This window comes from Cellulomonas sp. NS3 (assembly GCF_024757985.1).
Lineage (GTDB): Bacteria > Actinomycetota > Actinomycetes > Actinomycetales > Cellulomonadaceae > Cellulomonas_A.
In genome coordinates this window covers 209,497-228,116 of the sequence record NZ_CP103289.1, presented here as the reverse complement: position 1 = coordinate 228,116, position 18,620 = coordinate 209,497, and the positions used below count along the sequence as shown (strand labels likewise).

Below are 18,620 nucleotides of genomic sequence, written 5' to 3'. Positions count from 1 at the left end.
GCCCTGAGCCCGGCGGGACGGCTCGCGCGTCCGCTCCGCGCGCGAGCCGTCCGAGCTCGGGCAGCCCCGGTCAGGAGGCCGGCACGGTGTCGACCCACGTGGTGCCGGCGGTGCGGTAGCCGTTCACGCGGGCGATGACCTCGGCCGGGCTCACCACCTCGTTCTTCGCGTGGTAGAACCAGTCGACCTGCTGCGTGTACGTCCGCGGGGTGCTGCTGCCGATCTGCCCGCCGCTGATGAACCACAGGTTGAAGTTCACCGACTGCAGCGTCTCGGGGTAGTAGTCGCCGCCGTGGGTCGCGAACAGCTGACCGTCGACGAAGTACCTGATCTGGCCGTCCACGACCTGCAGCACCAGGTCGTGCCAGCCGGCGTAGCTCTGCCGCTGCTCGGTGTGGGTGTTCACCGCGATCCACGGGTCGTTCTGGTACGTCTCCCAGGACGTGGCGTAGAGGATGTTGCTCGGCTCGCCCCAGCCGCCGTTGGGCAGGTACTCGAAGTCCTGCTCGGAGTAGTCCGGGTCGAGGTCCCGAGCCAGGGGCGTGATGGTGAAGAAGGTCTCGACGACCGCGTCGCCGTCGGGCCCGCTCTCCGGCGCGTCGGTGAAGAAGACGCGTGCGGCATAGGTCCCCTCCAGGAACTTGCGCTGGTGCAGCACCTCCGACTGCTGCGTCCCCGCACCGGTGCCGTCCGTGGAGGACCTCAGCTGCAGCGCCTTGTTCGACCCGGAGACCGTCGGGAAGGAGACGTTCTCCTTGAGCCACCTCGCCCCGGGGATGCCCGGGCCCCCGGCGTTGGTGCGGATGGTCCACTGATGGGCCGAGATCGACGGGTCGTCGGCGTTCGCGTAGCTGAAGTCGTCGAACACCACCGCGCCGTCCCCCGGCGGGGTCGTCGGGGTCGTCGGCGTCGGGCTGGGCGTCGGGTTGCCGCCGGTCGGCGGCGTACCGGAGACGAGCTCACCGGCCACGAACACCGCGATCCTCGTCGAGGACGCGTACGCGCTGCTCGGCCCGTACGAGTAGTCGTCGCTCTGGGTGATGCGCTGCCAGTCGGAGCGGTGGAACCGCAGCTGCAGGTCGCCGGTGCTGCCGCCCGCCGCCAGGGTGCCGGAGGTGAACCCGACCTCCAGGTAGCGATCGGCTCCGGTGGACCCGCCTGCGATCGTCCCGAAGGTGCCGGTCACGGTCGAGCAGGACACGACGGCCCAGGAGCACGCGAACCGGTACTGCTGCGCCGGGGAGTCCGCTCCGAAGTAGTACCGGATCTTCACCGTGCTCAGCGGGACGGAGGTCGAGCCGCCGTTGCGCAGGACGAACCACGGTTCGACCTGGTCGACGGTCGCCCCCGCGGCACTCGTGCGGTACTGCAGGCTGATCGAGGGTGCGGCCTGCACCGGGGCGGCGACGCCCACGGCGACCACGGTGGCCACCGCGGCGCCGGCCCACCAGGCCAGCTGTCGGATCTTCATCGGTGATGTCCCTTCTTCTAGGTGCCCAGGCCCAGGCGGGCCAGGTGCGTCGGAAGCCTGGAGAGGAAGTCGTCGTAGGCGCCGGCGGTGCCCCACGCGACCTCGGCGAAGGCGCACAGACGGGGGAACGCCTGCCGCTCGACGTCGGCGGGCGTGGCCAGGTACTCGGTCCACAGCTGGGCCTGGACCCCGAGCACGGACCCGGGTCCGTCCGTCCGTGCCGGCGGGTCGAACGCGTAGGCGTCCGCCAGGGCGAGCACCCGGTCCGGACCGAACGGCCCGTCCTGGAGCTGCGTCGGGTAGTCCAGGTACGTGCGCGTGTGCGGCGTCAGGACCACGTCGTGCCCTGCGTGGACGGCGACGAGCCCGCTGTCCTCGCCCAGCCACGGCATCGCGACAGCGCCGGACGGCCCCCCGGGCTTCTCGTACCAGAACACCGCGCGACGTCCGCGGCTCTCGACGTGATCGGCGAGGCGACGCGTGAACCACGCGCACGCCGCGTCGGGGCCGGCGAGGCCGAGGTCGTCGATGCGCTGGAGGGCTCGGGCGCTCGCCGCCCACTCGTCGGGCCGGCACTCGTCACCGCCCAGGTGCACGTACGGGCCGGGGAACAGGTCCATGACCTCGTCGAGCACGTCCCGGAAGAACGCGACCGTGCTCTCCTCCAGGTTGAGCGTGTGCGGGCTGATCCCCCACCCGCGCCACACCTCGACCGGTTCGCCCGGCTCGTTGCCGAGGTCGGGGTAGGCGGCGAGCGCCGCCTGCACGTGCCCGGGCAGGTTGATCTCCGGCACCACGGTGACGCAGCGCTCGGCGGCGTAGGAGACGATCTCGCGGACGTCGTCGTGCGTGTAGTGCTCCCCGCTGAGGTCGGTGAGGCGGGGGTGCTGCGTGATCTGCAGGCGCCAGCCCTGGTCGTCCGTGAGGTGCAGCTGCAGGACGTTGAGCTTGTGCTCGGCCAGCAGGTCCACCAGGCGCAGGACGAAGTCCTTGGGCATGAAGTGCCGGGCGGTGTCGAGCATGACCCCACGCCAGGCGAACCGCGGCCCGTCGACGATCGTGCCCAGGGGCACCCGGTCGAGGGCGCTGAGCGTGACCCGTCCGTAGTGCTCGCCCGCGGGGCCGCCGCTGGCCAGGACGATGGCGTGCGGCGCGACGTCGAGCCGGTAGCCCTCGGGGTCGAGCGCCGGGTCGTGCACGGTGCGCACGAGCGCGGGGTCGACCGCGATCGTGCCGCCCGTCGCGGTCACGTGCCGCGGCCGAGGGACGAGCAGGAGCTCGTCCGGGTCTGCGTCCGTCACGTGCGGTCCTCTCGTCGTGCAGGGGCACGGTGCGCCCGAGCCTCCGGGTCGGTGGGGGTGCGGGTGGGGGTCAGCCCTTGACGGCGCCGGCGACGATCCCCGAGGTCACCCGACGCTGCAGGACGAGGAAGATCACCAGGACCGGCAGCATGAACAGGGTCGAGGCGGCCATCGTGGCGCCCCAGTCCGTCCCGAAGACGTTGCCGAAGGACGACAGCCAGACCGGCAGCGTGCGGTTGTCCTGGTTCTTGATGATCAGCGCGTTGGCGAAGGCGAACTCGTTCCAGGCCGTGATGAACCCGAACAGCGAGGTCGACATCAGGCCCGGCGCGAGCAGCGGGAGGACGACGCGGCGGAACGCCTCGAACCGGCTCGCCCCGTCGAGCTGCGCCGCCTCTTCCAGCTCGGGCGGCACGGAGGCGAGGAACCCGCGCAGGGTGACGATCGTGAAGGGCAGCGTGCTCATGAAGTAGATGAGGGTGAGCAGGGAGAGCGTGTCGAGCGTCCCGGTGTCGCGAGCGATGATGAACATCGGGATGAGCAGGGCCTCCCACGGCGCCATCTGGGCCATGAACACCATGAGGATGAAGCCCTTCCTCCCCCGCCACCGCATGCGCGCGACCGCGAACGCCGCCATGAGCCCGATGACGAGCGCCAGGAGGACCGCCCCGAGGGAGACCAGCGCGCTGTTGCGCCAGAACAGCCCGAACTCGTCCACCGAGACGGCCGAGCGGAAGTGCTCGACGGTGGGGTGCAGCGGGAGGAAGTGCGGGGTGTCGGCCTGGATCTCGGGCGTGGGCTTGAAGGCCGTCAGCACCATCCAGTAGACGGGGAAGACCGAGACCAGCAGGACGACCAGCGCCGCAGCGTTCAGCGGCACCCTCCGGACGGCGCGACGTCCGCGGGCGGTGAGGGCGAGAGTCGTCACGGGTCGACCGCCTCGGTCCGGTACATGTGCCGCAGGTGCGGCACCAGCACGACGAGCAGGATCAGGACGGTCATCGTGGAGACGACGGCTCCGAAGTCGTACCTGTGCAGCGACTGCGCGACCTGGAAGGCGTAGACGGGCAAGGTGGTGGTGGCTCCCCGGGGCCCGCCCTGGCTGACCGCCCAGATCTGTGCGAAGCACTTGAACACCCAGATGATCTCGAGCGAGGTGATGAGCCCGAACAGCGGTCGCAGGATGGGGAAGGTGATGACGCGGAAGATCTGCGGCGCGCTCGCCCCGTCGATCCGGGCCGACTCGAACAGCTCACCGGGAACCGTCGTCAGGCCGGCGTAGAGCGTCAGGGCACCGAACGGCACGGACTGCCACACCACGAGTAGGACGAGGATGACGAAGGTCGCGTCCCCGTCGGCGAACCACGTGTACCCGTCGAACTGCTCGAGCCCGACGCTCGTCAGGAACCAGTTCACGACGCCCAGCCGGGACTGGAACATCCACTGGAAGACCGTCGTCGCGGCCAGCACGGGCACCGCCCACACCAGCACCAGGGCACTCATGACGGCGAGCCGCATCCGGCGGCCGAGGCGCGCCAGCATCAGCGCGACCAGCGTCGACAGGACCATGATCAGGACGACGTTGACCGCGGTCCACAGCAGGGTGCGTCGCAGAACCGCCCACAGCTCCGGGCTGGCCAGGACCTCGCGGTAGTTGTCGAGACCGACCCAGGTGGCGTCGCCGCGGATGAGCTCGCCCATCCGGAAGTGCTGCAGCGAGATGACGACGCTCCGCACCAGCGGGTAGAAGAGCAGCAGCAGGGTCCCGAGGACCGTCGGGACGACCAGCAGATAGGGCCACAGCGCCGGCCGGCCGCGACGAGCCGTCAGCCGTCGGGGACCTGTCGGGTCCTGCGCGTCGACCGGCGGGTCGACCACGGGCTGGTCCAGGGCATGGGAGAGCACGTCGTTCCTCTCGGAGGGCGATGGTCTCCGGGCCGCCCGCTCACCGGTCGACGGTGGGGGACGGGGCGGCCCGGGGTCCGCTCACGAATCGGTGTCGAGGATCTGCGTGATGGTCGCGGAGGCCTGCTCGGCCGCCTCCGCGGGGTCGCCACCCGTCAGGACCTGCGTCATGTACTCCTTGATGACGTTGTTGGCCTCGACCGCCGCCCAGCTCGGGGAGCTGGGGGTCGCTCGCCCGTTCGTCGCGCCGTGGGCCATCGCGGCGGCGCCCTCGCTGCCGACCAGGGCGTCGGCGAGCGAGACCCGGTTGGGCACGTAGGACATGGCTGCGGCCATCTGGTTCTGGAACTTCTCCCCCGCGAGCGCCTTGACCACCTCGTAGGCCAGTTCTTGGTGCTGGGACGCCTCGGGGATGATGAGGTCGGAGCCGCCGGTGAACACGGCGCCCGGCTTGTCGGCGGTCGGTCCGGGGATCGGGAAGAAGCCGAGCTTGCCGTCGAGCTCCGGGTTGGCCTCGATGATCGCGCCGGCACCGCCGGGGGCGGAGATGAGCTGCGCGACGGTGCCCTTCGCGAACACGTCGGCCTGGGGCGGGTTGGCCTCGTCGGAGTCCTTGGGCCCCTCGCCGAGCGCCTGCAGCTGCGCGTAGAAGTCCATGCCCGCGAGGGCCTCCGGGGTGTCCAGAGCGCCGCGCCACCCCTCGCCCTCCTGGACGGCGAGGTCCCCGCCCTCGTCCCAGATGAATCCTGCGAGGACGAACCAGTTCTGGCCCGGCAGGTAGATGCCCTGGTTGCCACCGGCGTCGAGCTTCTGGGTGTCGGCGATCCAGGCGTCGCGCGTCGTCGGCGGCTCGGTGATGCCCGCGGCGGCGAACAGGTCCTTGTGGTAGATGACCACGCGGTTGGCGGCGTACCAGGGGATGCCGTACTGCTTGCCGTCGATGTTCCCGGGCTCGGCCAGGCCCGGCAGCCAGTCGTCGCCCTGGAGATCGTCGATCTTGTCGGTCAGGTCGACGACACCGCCGCTGGCCGCGTACTGCGCGACCTGGGTGTTGCCGACCTCGATGACGTCCGGGGCGTCGTTGCTCGCGAGCGCGCTCGTGACCTTCTGACCGATCCCGTCCCACTCCTGGATCTGGATGTCGAGGGTGGTCCCCTCGTGCGCCGCCTCGAAGTCGGCCCGGAACTGCTGGACGACCTCGTCGGAGAAGCTGTCCTTCATGAACCAGACCGTCAGCTCGGCCGCCTCGGGCGTGCCGCTCGAGGACGGGCTGGACGCGCCGCAGGCCGCAAGCGTGCCGGCGAGCAGCAGAGCCGCGGAGGCGGCAGGCAGGCGGGACTTCATCGTCACCCTCCAGTGGTCAATTATTGGTAAGCAACACGACCTGGGGAGAGCCTGGACTCGCCCGCGTGCTGTGTCAAGAGGCGGAATCATGCGCAGCCGATGCCGGACGTGGCAGCGCAACTGGTAAGGTTTGGTAAGGTGCGGGCGTGACACTGAACGTGGGCCCCGGCCTCAAGCGCGATGCCGTGCGCGACTACCTGCTCGACCTCGTCGCCGGCCGCGGTCCGGGTGAGGCGATCCCGTCCGAGCGCGACCTCGCCGCAGTTCTCGGCGTCTCCCGACCGACGCTGCGGGCCGCCGTCGACGATCTGGTCCGGTCCGGCGTGCTGGTACGCCAGCACGGGCGCGGCACCTTCACCGGGCCCCACCGGGTCACCCAGGCGCTCACCTCGACGCCGTCGGGCTCGTTCTACGCCCCACCCGCCGAGGGCGAGTGGAGCAGCAAGATCCTCGACTTCGGCACGATCGTCGCGGGACCGCAGCTGGCGAGACGCCTGCAGCTCGCCCCGGCCGCGCCGGTGCTCCGGGTCGTGCGCCTGCGGGTCGTCGACGAGGAACCGATGGCCATCGAACGCCTGCACCTGCCGTACGAGCTCGTGGTCGGGCTCGAGCCGGACGACATGGTCGCCGGGTCGTTCTACCGGCTGCTGCGCGAGCGCTTCGGCGTCGACGTCCGCAGCGCGGTCCAGACGCTGGAGGCGACCGTGACCGACGGGCCGGAGGCCGAGCTCCTCGAGGTGCCCGAGCACTTCCCCGCGCTGATGGTGGAACGAACGACCCGGGACGTCACCGGGCGCATCGTGGAGTTCGTCCGCTCGGTCTACCGCGGCGACCGCTACCGCGTCACGAGCGAGCTGCACTTCGACACCGCCTCGGGGTGACCGGGCCGTGGAGCGGCTCCGACCGGTCGGTGCGACCGCCACCCGTCCGGGACGGTCACCGGCCGGGTCCGGACGGGTGCACCGAGCGGGCGCGTCGAGTTCGACCTCGGCGACCGCGATGATGTCCGGGTGACTCACGACGCGGGGCAGGACCGGACGGGCTCGACGGCCGTGGTGGTGGGGGCCGGCATCGGCGGGCTGTGCGCGGCGGTCGGGCTGCGGCGGCGCGGGTGGGACGTCACCGTCCTCGAGCGCGCACCGGGCTTCACCCAGGTCGGCGCAGGCCTCACGATCCTCGCGAACGGCCTGCGCGGGCTCGACGCGCTCGGGCTCGGCGACGCCGTCCGGGCGCAGGGCAGCCCCGAGGCGTCGGGCGGGATGCGCACGCCCGACGGGCGCTGGGTCATGCGGGTCGACGCCGCGGAGATGACGCGCGCGCTCGGCACGTCGGCCCTCGGCATCCACCGCGCGACGCTGCACGAGGTGCTGCTCGCGGCGCTCCCGCCGTCGGTGCTGCGCACGGGCGTCGAGCTGCTGTCCGTTGAGGGCGGCGTGCGCCCGGGGGTCGTGCACCGGGACGCCACCGGCACCGAGGTCACGCTGCGCCCGGACCTGCTGGTCGCGGCCGACGGCATCCACAGCCAGGTGCGCACGACGCTGTGGCCCGGCGCACGGCCCCCGGCCTACGGCGGCTCGACCGCCTGGCGCGCGGTGACCCGTGACCCGTGGCACGGCGAGCTCGTCACCGCGATCACGTGGGGCCCGGGAACCGAGCTCGGCATGGTCCCGCTCGGCGACGGGCGCGTGTACTGGTTCGGGGCCGTCACGGCCGAGCCCGGCGGCCGGGCACCGGGGGGCGACGAGATGGCGGAGGTCCGCGCGCGGTTCGGCGACTGGCACGACCCCGTCCCGGCGCTGCTCGACGCGACCGACCCCGACGCGGTCATCCGCAGCGACCTGCTGCACCTGCCGCCCGTCGACACCTACCACCGCGGCGCGGTCGCGCTGCTCGGCGACGCCGCGCACGCGATGGTCCCCAACCTCGGTCAGGGCGCCAACCAGGCGATCGAGGACGCGGTCGTGCTGGCCTCGGTGTGCGACCCGGCGGGCGACGTCGTGCGGGCGCTCGCCGTGTACGACGCGCAGCGCCGGCGCCGGTCGCAGGGCGTGGCCCGGGCGGCGCTGCGCGCGTCGCGCTACGGCCAGCAGCTCCGCCACCCGCTCGCGCTGCGCGCCCGGAACACGCTCATGGGGCTCGTGCCCCCGCGCGCCGCGGTGCGCATGGCCGGCGCGGTCGCGGCGTGGGAGCCGCCCGTCGTGCCGACCGCGCCGACGCGCGCGGGCTGACCCGGCGCCCGGTCGTCAGCCGCAGGTCAGCCCGGAGCGCAGCGCCTCGAGGTTGCTGCGCATGACCGCGGGGTAGTCCGGCGCGTCGTCGCCCTGTGCGGGGGGCTGCGTCTCGAGCGGGTCGAGCACCGCCGTCCCGACGCCGAGCTCCTCGGCCAGCGCCGCCGCGAGACCGGGACCCGCGGACCGCTCGAAGAACAGCGTCCGCACCCCCGCCGCCGTGACGACCTCGCCCACGTCGCGCAGCCGCGCCGGGGACGGCTCGACCTCGGGGTCGATCCCGGTGATGCCGACCTGCTCGAGGCCGTACCGCTCGGCGAGGTAGCCGAACGCCTCGTGCGACGTCACGACGGTCGCGCCCACACACGCCGCGAGGCCGTCGGCGAGCTCGGTGTCGAGGGCCGCGAGCTCGCCGCCGAGACGGTCCGCGGCGGCCGCGTAGTCGTCCGCGTTCTCGGGGTCGGCGTCGGCGAGGGCGTCCGCCACCTGCGTGCCCACGGCGGCGAGCAGCGTCGGGTCGAGCCAGAAGTGGGGGTCGCGCGCGTCGGAGCCCTCGCCGCCGGGCCCGATGCCCGCACCCTCGGCGGCGTCGACGACGTGCTCCTGGTCGCGGGTCGCGACGGCCTCGTCGGCGGCCGGCTGGAGGCCCGAGAGGTACACGACCAGGTCGGCGTCGCGGAGCTCCTGGACCTTGTTCGGCGAGATCTCGAGGTCGTGCGGCTCACCGCCGGGCGGCACGAGGCTCGCGACCTCGACGTGCGCGCCGCCGACCTGCTCGACGACGTACTGCAGCGGGTAGAAGGACGCGACGACGTCGAGCGTCCCGTCGTCGTCGGCGCCGGCCGGGGCGCAGGCGGACACGGCGAGCCCGACGAGCGCAGCGGTCAGGACGGCGGCGGTGCGCGTGCGGTGCGGGTGGTGCGTGCGGGGGGTCATGGGGGTCCTCGGTGTCGGTGCGGCGGGCCGGCGCAGCGGGCCCGCGGGGTCTCGGTGCGGCGGCTCGTCCGGCGCGAGCGGTGCGGCGCGCTCGGCCGGTGCGGGCGGTGCGGCGGCTCGCCCGGCGGCCGGTGCGGCCGGGTCGCGCGGCAGAGGTGCTGCGGCGCACCAACGGCGCCGGACGCCCCCGGTTCGGGAGCGTCCGGCGCCGTCGCCCTCAGCAGCGCGCGGGTGACGCGTCGCCTCAGTCCTGGTGCGCCTCGTCGGCGTGCTCGTCGTGCGCGTGCTCGTCGCCCTCGCCCTCGGCGTGGTCGTCGTGCTCGTGCGAGGGCGCCTCACCCGAGACCCCGTTGAGCTCGTTCGGCGTGACGGTGAGCTCGGCGCTCTTCCACACCTCGCCCTTCGCGTAGTCGACCGCGTGCAGCGTGTCGGTCGACGGGTCGGTCACGTACGCGAGCCCGTCGAGCACGAGGAGCGTCGGGCGCGGCTCCTGCCACTCCTCGGGCTCCTCCCACGCGCCGATGACGGGGATCGAGCGCACGAGCGCCTTCGTCTCGGGGTCGATCACGTGCAGCGCGCCGTCGGTGCCGAGCACGAGCGCCTCGCCGTCGTCGCCGCGGCCGAGCGAGCGGAACGTGTAGCTCGACGGCAGGTCGACGAGCGTCAGCCCGCCGGTGCGGGTGTCGATGAGCGAGACGCGCGTGGGGCGCTCGAGGTCGGCGTCGGGGTCGGACTTGTAGTCGCCCAGGACGATCGGGGACTCGTCGCTGCCGGCCTGGTTGCCGATGCGGCCGTACGCGTCGGGGCTCGCGACCTTGGTGATCGTGCCGTTCGCGTAGACGAGCGCGCCGGTCTCGCAGCCGATGACGACCGCGTCGTCCGCCGCGACCGCCTCGCCGTGCACGCCGGGGCAGTCGGCGTTCGACGTGAGCTCCTCGCCGTCCGCGTCGAGCACGCGGATGCCGGTGCGCTCGTCCTCGGTGCCCTCGGAGACGACCATCGTGCCGTCCGCGAGCTCGACCGCCACGCCGTGGTGCGCGCTCGGCGTCGTGAGCTCGCGCGTCGCGAGGTCCTCGTCGGCGACGTGCGCGGAGTCGAACGACACGATCTCGCCGGTGCCGTCGTCGAACAGCACGGTCCGGCCGTCGTGCACGACGACGTGGCCGGGCTTCTCGGCCGCGAACGTCACGTCGGTGAGCTCGGGGTCGGCCGTGTAGTAGTGCGCGTGGTCGCCGTGCGGCTCGCCCCACGTGCCCGCGTCGAGGAGGCGGAAGCCGCCGGTCGTCGAGACGAACAGGTGCCGTCCGTCGCCGGCGGGGTTGAGGCGGTTGAAGCCGTCGAGCTCGACGTCCGCGAGCGTCTCGAGCGTCGTGGCGTCGAGCACCTGGATGCCGCCGTCGTACGTGAGGGCGAGGCGCGGCGTGACGGTCGCCGCCTCGGTCGCGCTCGTGGTCTCGCTCGGGGAGGCGCTCGGCGCGGTGCCGGCGTCGCTCTCGGCGGCGCACCCGGCGAGCAGGGCGAGCGGGACGGTCAGCGCGAGGGCGGTGTACCTCGCGGTCGGACGGACTCGGGTCTGAGCAGGCATGAGGGACTTTCCGTGACGCGGGTGGTGAACGCCGACCACGCTAACAGACTTGCGACTGATTCTCGTTATGCCCACGACCGCTCCCCGAGCCACGGCGCGAGCACGTCCTCGCGCCCGAGCCACGACGCGAGCCCGGCGTCGAGCTCGGCACCCGTCATGAGCACGTCCTCGAACGCCTCCACGAGCCCGGCCCGCTGGTCGCCCGTGCCCGTCAGCACGAGCCGCGTGTCCGCGTCCGCGTCACCCCACGTGCCCGCCTCGCCGACGCTCAGCTGCCCCCCCGCGCCGTCCCACACGCACACCGAGTCGGGCCGGCTCGGCACCCAGAACCGCCCTCGCGCGCGCACCCGGTCGGGCGCGAGCCGGCGCACGTGCTCCACGAGCCGCTCCGGGTGCAGCGGCCGCTCGGAGCGCAGGTCCAGCGTCCAGACCCCGTGCGCGGTCGATGCCCGGCGTGCCGGCGCGACGTGCAGCGGGTCGAGCCGCCGGTCCCCGCGGTGCACGTCGTGCTCGGCGCGCAGCAGGGCCCCGAGGTCGGCGCCGTAGAGACCGTCGACGCGCCGCCCGTCGCGGGCGCGCAGGTGGTCGAGGAGGTCGGACGCGACGGGGTGGTCCTCGCGCGAGCCGGCGACCAGGACGGTGTCGGCGTGGGCGACCTGGGCCGCGAGCGCCTCCCCGACCGAGCGGCGGTCGTCGGCGGTCAGCGCGAGCCCGCGCTCGTCGAGCAGGTCGTCGCCGAGCACGTCGTCCTCGAACGCCTCGACGTCGACCGCGGTGACGACCTGGGCGAGCCGGAGCCGGCGCAGCGCACCCCGGCCACGGGCCTCCCACCCGAGCGCCCGCACGACCGGCAGCGACTCGGCCGAGACGGGGAGGGCGAGGACGACGGAGTCCCAGCGCGGGTCCCGCGCGAGGCGGGCGAGGGTCGGGACGGCGTCCTCACGCACCGCGCAGCTGAGGCAGGCGTGCTCGAGCGGGATCCGCTCGTCCTCGACGACGCCGCCCGCGTCGAGCACGAGCCGGCGGATCGAGCCGCCGTCCTCGTCGTCGTGGATGTCGTGGCGGACGACGACGGCGCGGGGGTCGTCCATGACGAGGCCGAGGACGGCGGAGTCGCGGACGACCGGGTCGACGGTCGCGAGGGTCAGCAGCGGGGTGCGTCGGTTCATGGGCACCGACCCTAGCGCTTGACGCGAATGATTCTCAGTACTTACGTTGACGCCCATGTCAGCCCGCTGCCAGGTCCTCGGCACGACGCCGGGGTTCGGCCACTCCGTCTCCCACTCGCACGTGCGCACCAAGCGCCGCTTCGACCCGAACATCCAGCGCAAGCACTACTGGGTCCCGTCGCTCGGGCGCCGCATCACCCTGAACGTCTCGGCGCGCGGCATCAAGACGATCGACAAGCTCGGGATCGACGTCGTCGTCGCCCGCATCCTCGCCCGCGGGGAGAAGGTCTGATGGCCGGGAAGCGGACCGACGTCCGGCCTGTCATCAAGCTGCGCTCGACCGCGGGCACCGGGTTCACCTACGTGACCCGCAAGAACCGCCGGAACACCCCGGACCGGCTCGTGCTGACGAAGTTCGACCCCGTCGTCCGCCGCCACGTCGACTTCCGCGAGGAGCGCTGAGATGGCCAAGAAGAGCAAGATCGCCCGCGATCAGCAGCGTCGCGTCGTCGTCGAGCGGTACGCCGAGCGCCGTGCCGAGCTGAAGGCCGCCGCTGTGAACCCGCACCTCCCCGCGGCCGAGCGCGAGGCCGCCCAGGCCGCGCTCCAGGCGCTCCCCCGCGACGCGAGCCCGGTCCGGCTGCGCAACCGCGACGTCGCGGACGGCCGACCCCGCGGGCACCTGCGCACGTTCGGGCTCTCGCGCGTCCGGTTCCGGGAGATGGCCCACCGCGGCGAGCTCCCGGGCATCACGAAGTCCAGCTGGTAGCCCGGCCGGGAGCCGGGCAGACAGGAGAAGCAGATGAAGCAGGGCATCCACCCCGCGTACGGCCCGGTCGTGTTCCGGGACATCTCGGCCGACTTCGCGTTCCTCACGCGGTCGACCGCGACGTCGTCGAAGACGATCGAGTGGACGGACGGCAACACCTACCCGGTCATCGACGTCGACACGTCGAGCGCGAGCCACCCGTTCTACACCGGCACCGCACGCGTCCTCGACACCGCGGGGCGCGTGGAGAAGTTCCGTCGGCGCTACGGCACGCGGAGCGGCGCGGGGACGACCGCCGCCGACCGCACCGCCGACGACCGCGCATGAAGGTCCGCGCGTCGCTCGCGTCGCTGAAGAAGAAGGACGGCTCGATCGTCGTCCGCCGGCGCGGGAAGACCTACGTGATCAACAAGCGCAACCCGCGCTGGAAGGCGAGGCAGGGCTGATGGCGGTCCCCAAGCGGAAGATGTCGCGGAGCCGGACGCGGTCCCGCCGCGCGCAGTGGAAGGCGACGACCGTCGACCTGGTGACGGTCCGCGCGCCGGGCGGCACCGTGGAGGTCCCGCGCCGCCTGGTCCGGGCCGTGGAGCGCGGGCTCGTCGACGTCGAGGCGCTGCGCCGCTGACCCCGCCCGCGGCCCGGCCGGGCGGGGGCACCGGCGCCTCCGCCCGGCCGGCACGTCGACCCGTCAGCTGCGCGGCTTGCCCGCGCACACCACCCCGACGCACTGCGGGTACACACCGTTGGCCCACGCCCGGTTGCCGCCGAGGTCCGTGACGCCCGGCGCGTGGATGCCGCGGCCCGTGTTGTGGTGCGCGACGTTCCCGCCGACCTCGGTCCCGACCCCCGCGGTGACGATCGCGTCCCCGTTGCCGACGAACGTGTTGCCCTCGACCGTCATGACGCTGCCCCACCCGACGAGCGGCCCGGTCGAGGTGAACGCGACGCGGTTGCGCTCGAACGTGTTCCCCGCGACGTACCCGCCGGCCTCGCCCAGGTCGAGCGCCACGTCGTTGTCCACCAGCACGTTGTCGACGACCCGCACGTAGGAGGTCGTCGGCGCGACCACGGTGTCGCTGCCGCTGATCTCGTTGCCCTCGAGGTCCAGGTAGCCCATGAAGTGCCCTCCCGTGTCGATCACGCGGTTGTCGAGCAGCACGCTGTCGCGGACCGTGAGCCCGGACTCGGTGAGGTCGTCGGCCACGACGTCGTTGCCCTCGAGCCGCGAGCGGTCGATGACCACGCCGGCGGTGTCGATGCTGACCACCGTGCCGTTGCGCAGGAACTCGGAGTCCTCGACGAACCCGCCGCCCCCGAACAGCCCGCCGAACACGAGCGCGTTCTCCTCGAACCGCGTGCCGCTGTACCGGAAGTCGGCCCGGTGTCGCCCGAAGAGCGAGTCGACCCCGAGGTCGGTCACCTCGCCGTTCCCGGTGAACACCACCCCCGAGAAGCTGAAGTCGCCGACGAACCCCTCGCCCTCGGGGTCGGGCGGGATGACGGCGTCGACCGCGGTGGTCCAGCCCGAGACGGTGCCGTCGACGACGGCCTGCGTCCCCCCGAGCGTCACGCGCAGGCCCGTGCCGGAGCCGCCGCCGTCGAGGGTGTGCCCACGCAGGTCGAGCGTGACGTCGCCGACGAGCGTGATCCCGGCGCCGGCGCACGCGGCGTCGGCATCGAGGTAGGCGTCGGTCGTGACGACGTCCCCGCACGACACGGCGACGGGAGCGGCCGCCGCGGGTGCGGCGAGCGCGACGGACGAGACGGCGGCGACCGCCGCGGTCAGCGCGGCGACGAGCGGACGAGACCTCATGGACGACCCCCTGGTGACTCCGGAAGGACCCCCGCGGGTGCACGGGTGGCCGGAGCGTCCAGTCCAGCGGCGGGGCGAAATGCCCGACAAGTCCGTTCCCGGGTGAAACGGCTTCCCGAAGGTGCCGCGCGCCCTCACACCGTCCGGCGCCGGAAGAGGCGGCCCGCGAGCGCCCGCGCGACGACGAAGAACCCGGCGCACCACGCGAACGCGACGAGCGCGTCGCCGCCCGGCATCCCGACGAGCGCCGCCCGCAGGGTGTCGGTCACCGGCGTCACGGGCTGGTAGCGCGCGAACCACTCGAGCGCCGCCGGCATGGTCTCGGGCCGCACGAACGCGCTCGACACGTAGGGCAGGAACATGATCCCGAAGCTGAACCCGCTCGCCGCCTCGGGGCTCGACGCGACGACCCCCACGCACACCGCGAGCCACGTCAGCGCGAGCACGTAGGCCGCGAGCAGCGCGACGACGAGCAGCCACTCCCCCGGGCCCGCGGACGGCCGGAACCCGAGCAGGAACGCCACGCCGACCACGAGCGCCGTCGACACCGCGTTGCGCGCGAGGCTCGCGACGACGTGCCCGGTCAGCACGCTCGACAGGCGGACCGGCAGCGACCGGAACCGGCTCATGATGTCGCCGGTGACGTCGGAGGCCACCGCGACCGCCGTCGTCGAGGCGCCGTACCCCGCGCACAGCAGGATGATCCCGGGCACGACGAAGTCGACGTACGCCATCCCGGTGTCGATCTCGCCGCCGAAGACCGTGACGAACAGCAGCATGATCACCACGGGCAGCGCGACGGCCATGATCAGGGTGTCGGGCTCGCGCACGGACCGGCGCAGGCTGCGGCCGATCATCGTGCGTGCGTCGTGCGCCGCCCAGCCCAGCAGCGGGCGCTCGGCGGCCGCACGGGCGGCGTGGTCCAGGGTGCCGTCGACGGGCCCCAGGGGTGACGGTGCGAGCGTGGTCATGATGCCTCCGCGGTGACGAGGTCCTCGGTGCGCGTCGGGGCGCCGGTCAGGGTCAGGAACACGTCGTCGAGCGTGGGGACGGCGACGCGCCAGTGGTCGACGGGGAGCGCGCGGGCCTCGACGCCGGCGAGGATGCGCCGCACGTCGGCGACGCTCGCGTCGGTCTCGATCCGCTCGCTCGTGCCGTCGGCGAGCGTGAGCTCGACGTGCGCGGACCCGACGCGCCGCTTGAGCTCGGCGGCCGGGCCCTCGGCGATGACCCGCCCCTGGTCGAGCACCACGACGCGGTCCGCGAGCCGGTCCGCCTCGTCGAGGTACTGGGTCGTGAGCAGCAGCGTGGTCCCGGCGGCGACGACCTCCCGGATGACGTCCCACAGCGCGAGCCGGCTGCGCGGGTCGAGGCCCGTCGTCGGCTCGTCGAGGAAGATCACCTGCGGCCGGGCGAGCAGGCTGACCGCGAGGTCGAGCCGGCGCCGCATGCCGCCCGAGTAGGTCCGGGTGAGCCGGTCGGCGGCGCCCGCGAGGTCGAACAGCTCGAGCAGGTCGGCGCTGCGGCCGCGGACCTCGCGCCGCCCGAGGTGGGCGAGGTTCGCCATGAGGTGCAGGTTCTCCCGGCCGGTGAGCAGCTCGTCGACCGCGGCGTGCTGCCCCGTGAGGCTGATGACGTGCCGGACGCGCTCGGGCTCGCGGACGACGTCGTGTCCGGCGACGGTCGCGGTGCCGCCGTCCGGCCGGACGAGCGTCGCGAGGATGCCGACGGCCGTGGTCTTGCCGGCGCCGTTGGGACCGAGCAGCGCGAGCACCTCGCCGCGCCCGATCTCCAGGTCGAGGCCGTCGAGCACGGGGGTGCCGCCGTAGGACTTGCGCAGCCCTCGGGTCAGGACGATCGGGTCGGTCATGGGTATCCCTATCTGTGTATGCCGCACACTGTGCTGTTTATGATGTACACAGTTCTAGGATCGGGTCAAGGAGGTGCCGTGAGCGCACACGAGCAGGACCCGACCGGCGCGCCCGACGGCGCCCCCGGCGGCACGGCCGTCGACCCGGTCGCCGGTGGGCACGGGACGCGGGCCACCGACGCGCGCGAGGCGCGGGGCCCGGGCGGGCGCGACGCGGACACCGCGCGTGAGCAGGACGCGCAGGCCGCCGACGAGCGCGAGGCGCAGGCGGCTCGCCGCGAGGCGGAGCTGCTGCGCCGCGACCGGGAGAAGGCGCAGCAGGCCGCCACCAAGGAGACCGAGCGGCTCCGGCGCGACCGCGAGAAGGCCGCCCAGACCGCGGCCAAGGACGCCGAGCGCGCCCGCCGCGACCAGGAGCGCGCGGCGCGGGCTGCCGCCAAGGAGGCGCAGCGCGCCCGCGCCGAGCGGGAACGCGAGCTCCAGCAGGCCGAGCGCGACGCGGCGCGCGCCCAGCGCGAGGCCGAGAAGGCCGTCCAGGCCGCCGCGCTCGCGCAGCAGCGGGCCGCCCGCGAGGTCGCCGAGGCCCGGCGCCGCGCCGCGCGCGCCGGCCTGGCCCCCGCCGACGAGGCCCACGAGCGCCCGGTCCGGCTGCCCCGCGACGTCGAGATCCTCTGGCGCGCCGCCGAGCCGCCCCGCCGGGGACCCCGCCCGAGCCTGACCCTCGACCGCATCGCCGACGCGGCGGTCGCGCTCGCCGACGCCGAGGGGCTCGCCGCGGTGTCGATGGCCCGGCTCGCCGAGTCGCTCGGCTTCACCACGATGTCGCTCTACCGGTACGTCTCGTCGAAGGACGAGGTCCTCGCGCTCATGGCCGACGCCGCCGTCGGGCCGCCCCCGGCACCCGAGCCCGGGCTGCCGGGCGGCTGGCGGCCCCGCCTCGAGCAGCTCGTGCGCGCGCAGGGCCCGCTCCTGCGGGCGCACCCCTGGCTCGCGCAGAGCGACGCGGCGCTGCACGCGACCGGCCCGCACCGGCTCGCGTGGATGGAGGGGATGGTCGGCGCCCTCGACGGGACGAGCCTGCACGCGGCGGAGAAGCTCGGTGTCGCCGCCCTGCTCGCGTCGCACGCGCTGAGCGAGGCGCGGCTCGCGGGCGAGTTCACCGCCTACGAGCGCGCCGCCGCCGAGCCGCAGGACGACGACACCCCGCGCGTCGCCGACTACGGCGCGATCATCGCGGCCCTCGTGCGGCCCGACGAGCACCCCGCGCTCGCGCGGGCCGTCGAGGAGGGCGCGTTCGCCTTCGACGGCCCGCCCGACGACCCCGACCTCGACTTCGGGGCCCGGCTCATCCTCGACGGCGTCGCGGCGCTCGTCGCCACGCGGGCGAACGGCGCCGCCTCGCCGTAGGACGGAACCGGGGCGCGACGGACGACCCGGCGTGCGGCCGGAGGGTGTGGTGTCCGGCCGGGGGTGCGACGACGCGGTGGCCCGCCCTCCGGCCGCGCACCCACCGCCCCGTCCCGGTGAGCGCCGACCCCGACCCGCGGGCACGCCCGTCGCGGCGTGGGCGGCGCACGGCAGGATCGCCGCATGACCCCCACCGAGACCCCCGAGCCGGCGGCCGTCCCGCTGGCGACCCCCGGCGCACGCTGCTTCGGCGACGGCAACCCGCTCTACGAGGCGTACCACGACGAGGAGTGGGGCGTCCCCGTGCACGGCGACCGGGCGCTGCTCGAGCGCCTGGCCCTCGAGGGCTTCCAGTCCGGCCTCGCCTGGATCACGATCCTGCGGAAGCGGCCCGCGTTCCGCGCGGCGTTCGCCGACTTCGAGCCGGAGGCGGTCGCCCGGTTCGACGACACCGACGTCGCCCGGCTCCTGGCGGACGCGGGGATCGTCCGCAACCGCGCCAAGATCGAGGCCACGATCGCCAACGCGCGCGCGGTCCTCGCCCTGCACGAGGCCGGGCGCACGCTCGACGAGGTGGTCTGGTCGTTCGCGCCGGCCGGCGCCGGTGCGCGCCCACGGCCCGCTACCTGGACCGACGTGCCCGCGCAGACCGACGAGTCCAAGGCGCTGGCCCGCGAGCTCAAGCGCCTGGGCTTCCGCTTCCTCGGACCGACCACCGTGTACGCGGCGATGCAGGCGTGCGGCCTCGTCGACGACCACCTCGCGGGCTGCCCGGTCGTCGCGGGGCGCTGAGCGGCACATCGTCGCCTGTTCGTCATGCCT

At 73.9% G+C, this 18,620-nt stretch carries 21 protein-coding genes; 10 read left to right on the top strand and 11 right to left on the bottom strand.

Translation table 11 applies throughout. From position 1 onward, the window contains the following. Nucleotides 1-70: 70 nt before the first annotated feature. From NXY84_RS01115 to NXY84_RS01095, 5 genes are all read right to left on the bottom strand, one after another. Nucleotides 71-1,471 carry a cellulose binding domain-containing protein gene (locus NXY84_RS01115; RefSeq protein ID WP_258725349.1) on the bottom strand — a complete coding sequence of 467 codons (1,401 nt, stop codon included), beginning with the start codon at nucleotides 1,469-1,471 and terminating at the stop codon, nucleotides 71-73. A gap of 17 nt (nucleotides 1,472-1,488) precedes the next feature. Next, the gene (locus tag NXY84_RS01110) at nucleotides 1,489-2,772 is read right to left on the bottom strand and encodes a beta-N-acetylhexosaminidase (RefSeq protein WP_258725348.1); all 1,284 of its coding nucleotides are present in this window, start codon (nucleotides 2,770-2,772) and stop codon (nucleotides 1,489-1,491) included. A 70-nt stretch (nucleotides 2,773-2,842) separates the two neighbouring features. Beyond that, on the bottom strand, nucleotides 2,843-3,700 hold the full coding sequence (locus NXY84_RS01105) for a carbohydrate ABC transporter permease (protein ID WP_258725347.1): 858 nt from the start codon (nucleotides 3,698-3,700) through the stop codon (nucleotides 2,843-2,845). Beyond that, on the bottom strand, nucleotides 3,697-4,677 hold the full coding sequence (locus NXY84_RS01100) for a carbohydrate ABC transporter permease (RefSeq protein WP_258725346.1): 981 nt from the start codon (nucleotides 4,675-4,677) through the stop codon (nucleotides 3,697-3,699). Before NXY84_RS01100 ends, NXY84_RS01105 begins: the two co-directional genes overlap by 4 nt. Before the next feature lie 81 nt (nucleotides 4,678-4,758). Then, on the bottom strand, nucleotides 4,759-6,021 hold the full coding sequence (locus NXY84_RS01095; RefSeq protein ID WP_258725345.1) for an extracellular solute-binding protein: 1,263 nt from the start codon (nucleotides 6,019-6,021) through the stop codon (nucleotides 4,759-4,761). 146 nt (nucleotides 6,022-6,167) lie between these two features. Between NXY84_RS01095 and NXY84_RS01090 the strand changes: the two genes are divergently transcribed. Both NXY84_RS01090 and NXY84_RS01085 read left to right on the top strand, forming a co-directional pair. Beyond that, the gene (locus tag NXY84_RS01090; protein ID WP_258725344.1) at nucleotides 6,168-6,902 is read left to right on the top strand and encodes a GntR family transcriptional regulator; all 735 of its coding nucleotides are present in this window, start codon (nucleotides 6,168-6,170) and stop codon (nucleotides 6,900-6,902) included. Nucleotides 6,903-7,031: 129 nt separating this feature from the next. After that, entirely contained in the window at nucleotides 7,032-8,249 is a 1,218-nt protein-coding gene (locus NXY84_RS01085) for an FAD-dependent oxidoreductase (RefSeq protein WP_258725342.1), read from the top strand. Between the two features lie 15 nt (nucleotides 8,250-8,264). On the opposite strand, the gene NXY84_RS01080 is transcribed toward NXY84_RS01085, so the two are convergent. From NXY84_RS01080 to NXY84_RS01070, 3 genes are all read right to left on the bottom strand, one after another. Continuing rightward, entirely contained in the window at nucleotides 8,265-9,185 is a 921-nt protein-coding gene (locus NXY84_RS01080) for a metal ABC transporter substrate-binding protein (protein ID WP_258725341.1), read from the bottom strand. A 244-nt stretch (nucleotides 9,186-9,429) separates the two neighbouring features. Further along, on the bottom strand, nucleotides 9,430-10,770 hold the full coding sequence (gene aztD, locus NXY84_RS01075; RefSeq protein WP_258725340.1) for a zinc metallochaperone AztD: 1,341 nt from the start codon (nucleotides 10,768-10,770) through the stop codon (nucleotides 9,430-9,432). 65 nt (nucleotides 10,771-10,835) lie between these two features. After that, entirely contained in the window at nucleotides 10,836-11,939 is a 1,104-nt protein-coding gene (locus NXY84_RS01070; RefSeq protein WP_258725339.1) for a CobW family GTP-binding protein, read from the bottom strand. A gap of 55 nt (nucleotides 11,940-11,994) precedes the next feature. On the opposite strand from NXY84_RS01070, the gene rpmB reads away from it, so the two are divergent. The 6 genes from rpmB to rpmF are packed head-to-tail and all read left to right on the top strand — an operon-like array spanning nucleotide 11,995 to nucleotide 13,333. Beyond that, nucleotides 11,995-12,231 (top strand): 50S ribosomal protein L28, encoded by a 237-nt coding sequence (rpmB, locus tag NXY84_RS01065; RefSeq protein WP_258725338.1) that lies wholly within the window; start codon nucleotides 11,995-11,997, stop codon nucleotides 12,229-12,231. Then, entirely contained in the window at nucleotides 12,231-12,401 is a 171-nt protein-coding gene (gene rpmG, locus NXY84_RS01060) for a 50S ribosomal protein L33 (RefSeq protein WP_258725337.1), read from the top strand. Before rpmB ends, rpmG begins: the two co-directional genes overlap by 1 nt. A 1-nt stretch (nucleotide 12,402) precedes the next feature. Next, nucleotides 12,403-12,708, top strand: coding sequence for a 30S ribosomal protein S14 (gene rpsN, locus NXY84_RS01055; RefSeq protein WP_258725336.1), 306 nt, complete (start codon nucleotides 12,403-12,405; stop codon nucleotides 12,706-12,708). Nucleotides 12,709-12,741: 33 nt separating this feature from the next. Continuing rightward, nucleotides 12,742-13,035: a type B 50S ribosomal protein L31 gene (locus NXY84_RS01050; protein WP_258725335.1), complete on the top strand. Its 294-nt coding sequence runs from the start codon at nucleotides 12,742-12,744 to the stop codon at nucleotides 13,033-13,035. Then, nucleotides 13,032-13,154 carry a type B 50S ribosomal protein L36 gene (gene ykgO, locus NXY84_RS01045; RefSeq protein WP_034625243.1) on the top strand — a complete coding sequence of 41 codons (123 nt, stop codon included), beginning with the start codon at nucleotides 13,032-13,034 and terminating at the stop codon, nucleotides 13,152-13,154. Before NXY84_RS01050 ends, ykgO begins: the two co-directional genes overlap by 4 nt. Next, nucleotides 13,154-13,333, top strand: a complete 180-nt coding sequence (gene rpmF, locus NXY84_RS01040) for a 50S ribosomal protein L32 (RefSeq protein WP_258725334.1) — start codon at nucleotides 13,154-13,156, stop codon at nucleotides 13,331-13,333. Before ykgO ends, rpmF begins: the two co-directional genes overlap by 1 nt. A 63-nt stretch (nucleotides 13,334-13,396) precedes the next feature. Here rpmF and NXY84_RS01035 read toward each other — a convergent pair whose 3' ends face one another. The 3 genes from NXY84_RS01035 to NXY84_RS01025 all read right to left on the bottom strand — a co-directional run bounded on the left by NXY84_RS01035 (nucleotide 13,397) and on the right by NXY84_RS01025 (nucleotide 16,391). After that, nucleotides 13,397-14,521, bottom strand: coding sequence for a hypothetical protein (locus tag NXY84_RS01035; RefSeq protein WP_258725333.1), 1,125 nt, complete (start codon nucleotides 14,519-14,521; stop codon nucleotides 13,397-13,399). 134 nt (nucleotides 14,522-14,655) lie between these two features. After that, the gene (locus tag NXY84_RS01030; protein ID WP_258725332.1) at nucleotides 14,656-15,492 is read right to left on the bottom strand and encodes an ABC transporter permease; all 837 of its coding nucleotides are present in this window, start codon (nucleotides 15,490-15,492) and stop codon (nucleotides 14,656-14,658) included. Next, a complete protein-coding gene (locus NXY84_RS01025; RefSeq protein ID WP_258725331.1) occupies nucleotides 15,489-16,391 on the bottom strand; it encodes an ATP-binding cassette domain-containing protein in 903 nt (300 codons plus the stop codon). The genes NXY84_RS01030 and NXY84_RS01025 overlap by 4 nt, the downstream gene beginning before the upstream one ends. Before the next feature lie 78 nt (nucleotides 16,392-16,469). Between NXY84_RS01025 and NXY84_RS01020 the strand changes: the two genes are divergently transcribed. Next, nucleotides 16,470-17,798, top strand: a complete 1,329-nt coding sequence (locus tag NXY84_RS01020; RefSeq protein ID WP_258725330.1) for a TetR/AcrR family transcriptional regulator C-terminal domain-containing protein — start codon at nucleotides 16,470-16,472, stop codon at nucleotides 17,796-17,798. A 183-nt stretch (nucleotides 17,799-17,981) separates the two neighbouring features. Next, nucleotides 17,982-18,590, top strand: a complete 609-nt coding sequence (locus tag NXY84_RS01015) for a DNA-3-methyladenine glycosylase I (RefSeq protein WP_258725329.1) — start codon at nucleotides 17,982-17,984, stop codon at nucleotides 18,588-18,590. Nucleotides 18,591-18,620 lie beyond the last annotated feature (30 nt).

Coding starts and splice junctions, on each gene's coding strand:
- NXY84_RS01095 (WP_258725345.1), bottom strand. CDS start 6,021: ATGAAGTCCCGCCTGCCTGCCGCCTCCGCGGCTCTGCTGCTCGCCGGC.
- rpsN (WP_258725336.1), top strand. CDS start 12,403: ATGGCCAAGAAGAGCAAGATCGCCCGCGATCAGCAGCGTCGCGTCGTC.
- ykgO (WP_034625243.1), top strand. CDS start 13,032: ATGAAGGTCCGCGCGTCGCTCGCGTCGCTGAAGAAGAAGGACGGCTCG.
- NXY84_RS01035 (WP_258725333.1), bottom strand. CDS start 14,521: ATGAGGTCTCGTCCGCTCGTCGCCGCGCTGACCGCGGCGGTCGCCGCC.
- NXY84_RS01070 (WP_258725339.1), bottom strand. CDS start 11,939: ATGAACCGACGCACCCCGCTGCTGACCCTCGCGACCGTCGACCCGGTC.
- NXY84_RS01080 (WP_258725341.1), bottom strand. CDS start 9,185: ATGACCCCCCGCACGCACCACCCGCACCGCACGCGCACCGCCGCCGTC.
- rpmB (WP_258725338.1), top strand. CDS start 11,995: ATGTCAGCCCGCTGCCAGGTCCTCGGCACGACGCCGGGGTTCGGCCAC.
- NXY84_RS01030 (WP_258725332.1), bottom strand. CDS start 15,492: ATGACCACGCTCGCACCGTCACCCCTGGGGCCCGTCGACGGCACCCTG.
- rpmG (WP_258725337.1), top strand. CDS start 12,231: ATGGCCGGGAAGCGGACCGACGTCCGGCCTGTCATCAAGCTGCGCTCG.
- NXY84_RS01025 (WP_258725331.1), bottom strand. CDS start 16,391: ATGACCGACCCGATCGTCCTGACCCGAGGGCTGCGCAAGTCCTACGGC.
- NXY84_RS01050 (WP_258725335.1), top strand. CDS start 12,742: ATGAAGCAGGGCATCCACCCCGCGTACGGCCCGGTCGTGTTCCGGGAC.
- NXY84_RS01015 (WP_258725329.1), top strand. CDS start 17,982: ATGACCCCCACCGAGACCCCCGAGCCGGCGGCCGTCCCGCTGGCGACC.
- aztD (WP_258725340.1), bottom strand. CDS start 10,770: ATGCCTGCTCAGACCCGAGTCCGTCCGACCGCGAGGTACACCGCCCTC.
- NXY84_RS01115 (WP_258725349.1), bottom strand. CDS start 1,471: ATGAAGATCCGACAGCTGGCCTGGTGGGCCGGCGCCGCGGTGGCCACC.
- rpmF (WP_258725334.1), top strand. CDS start 13,154: ATGGCGGTCCCCAAGCGGAAGATGTCGCGGAGCCGGACGCGGTCCCGC.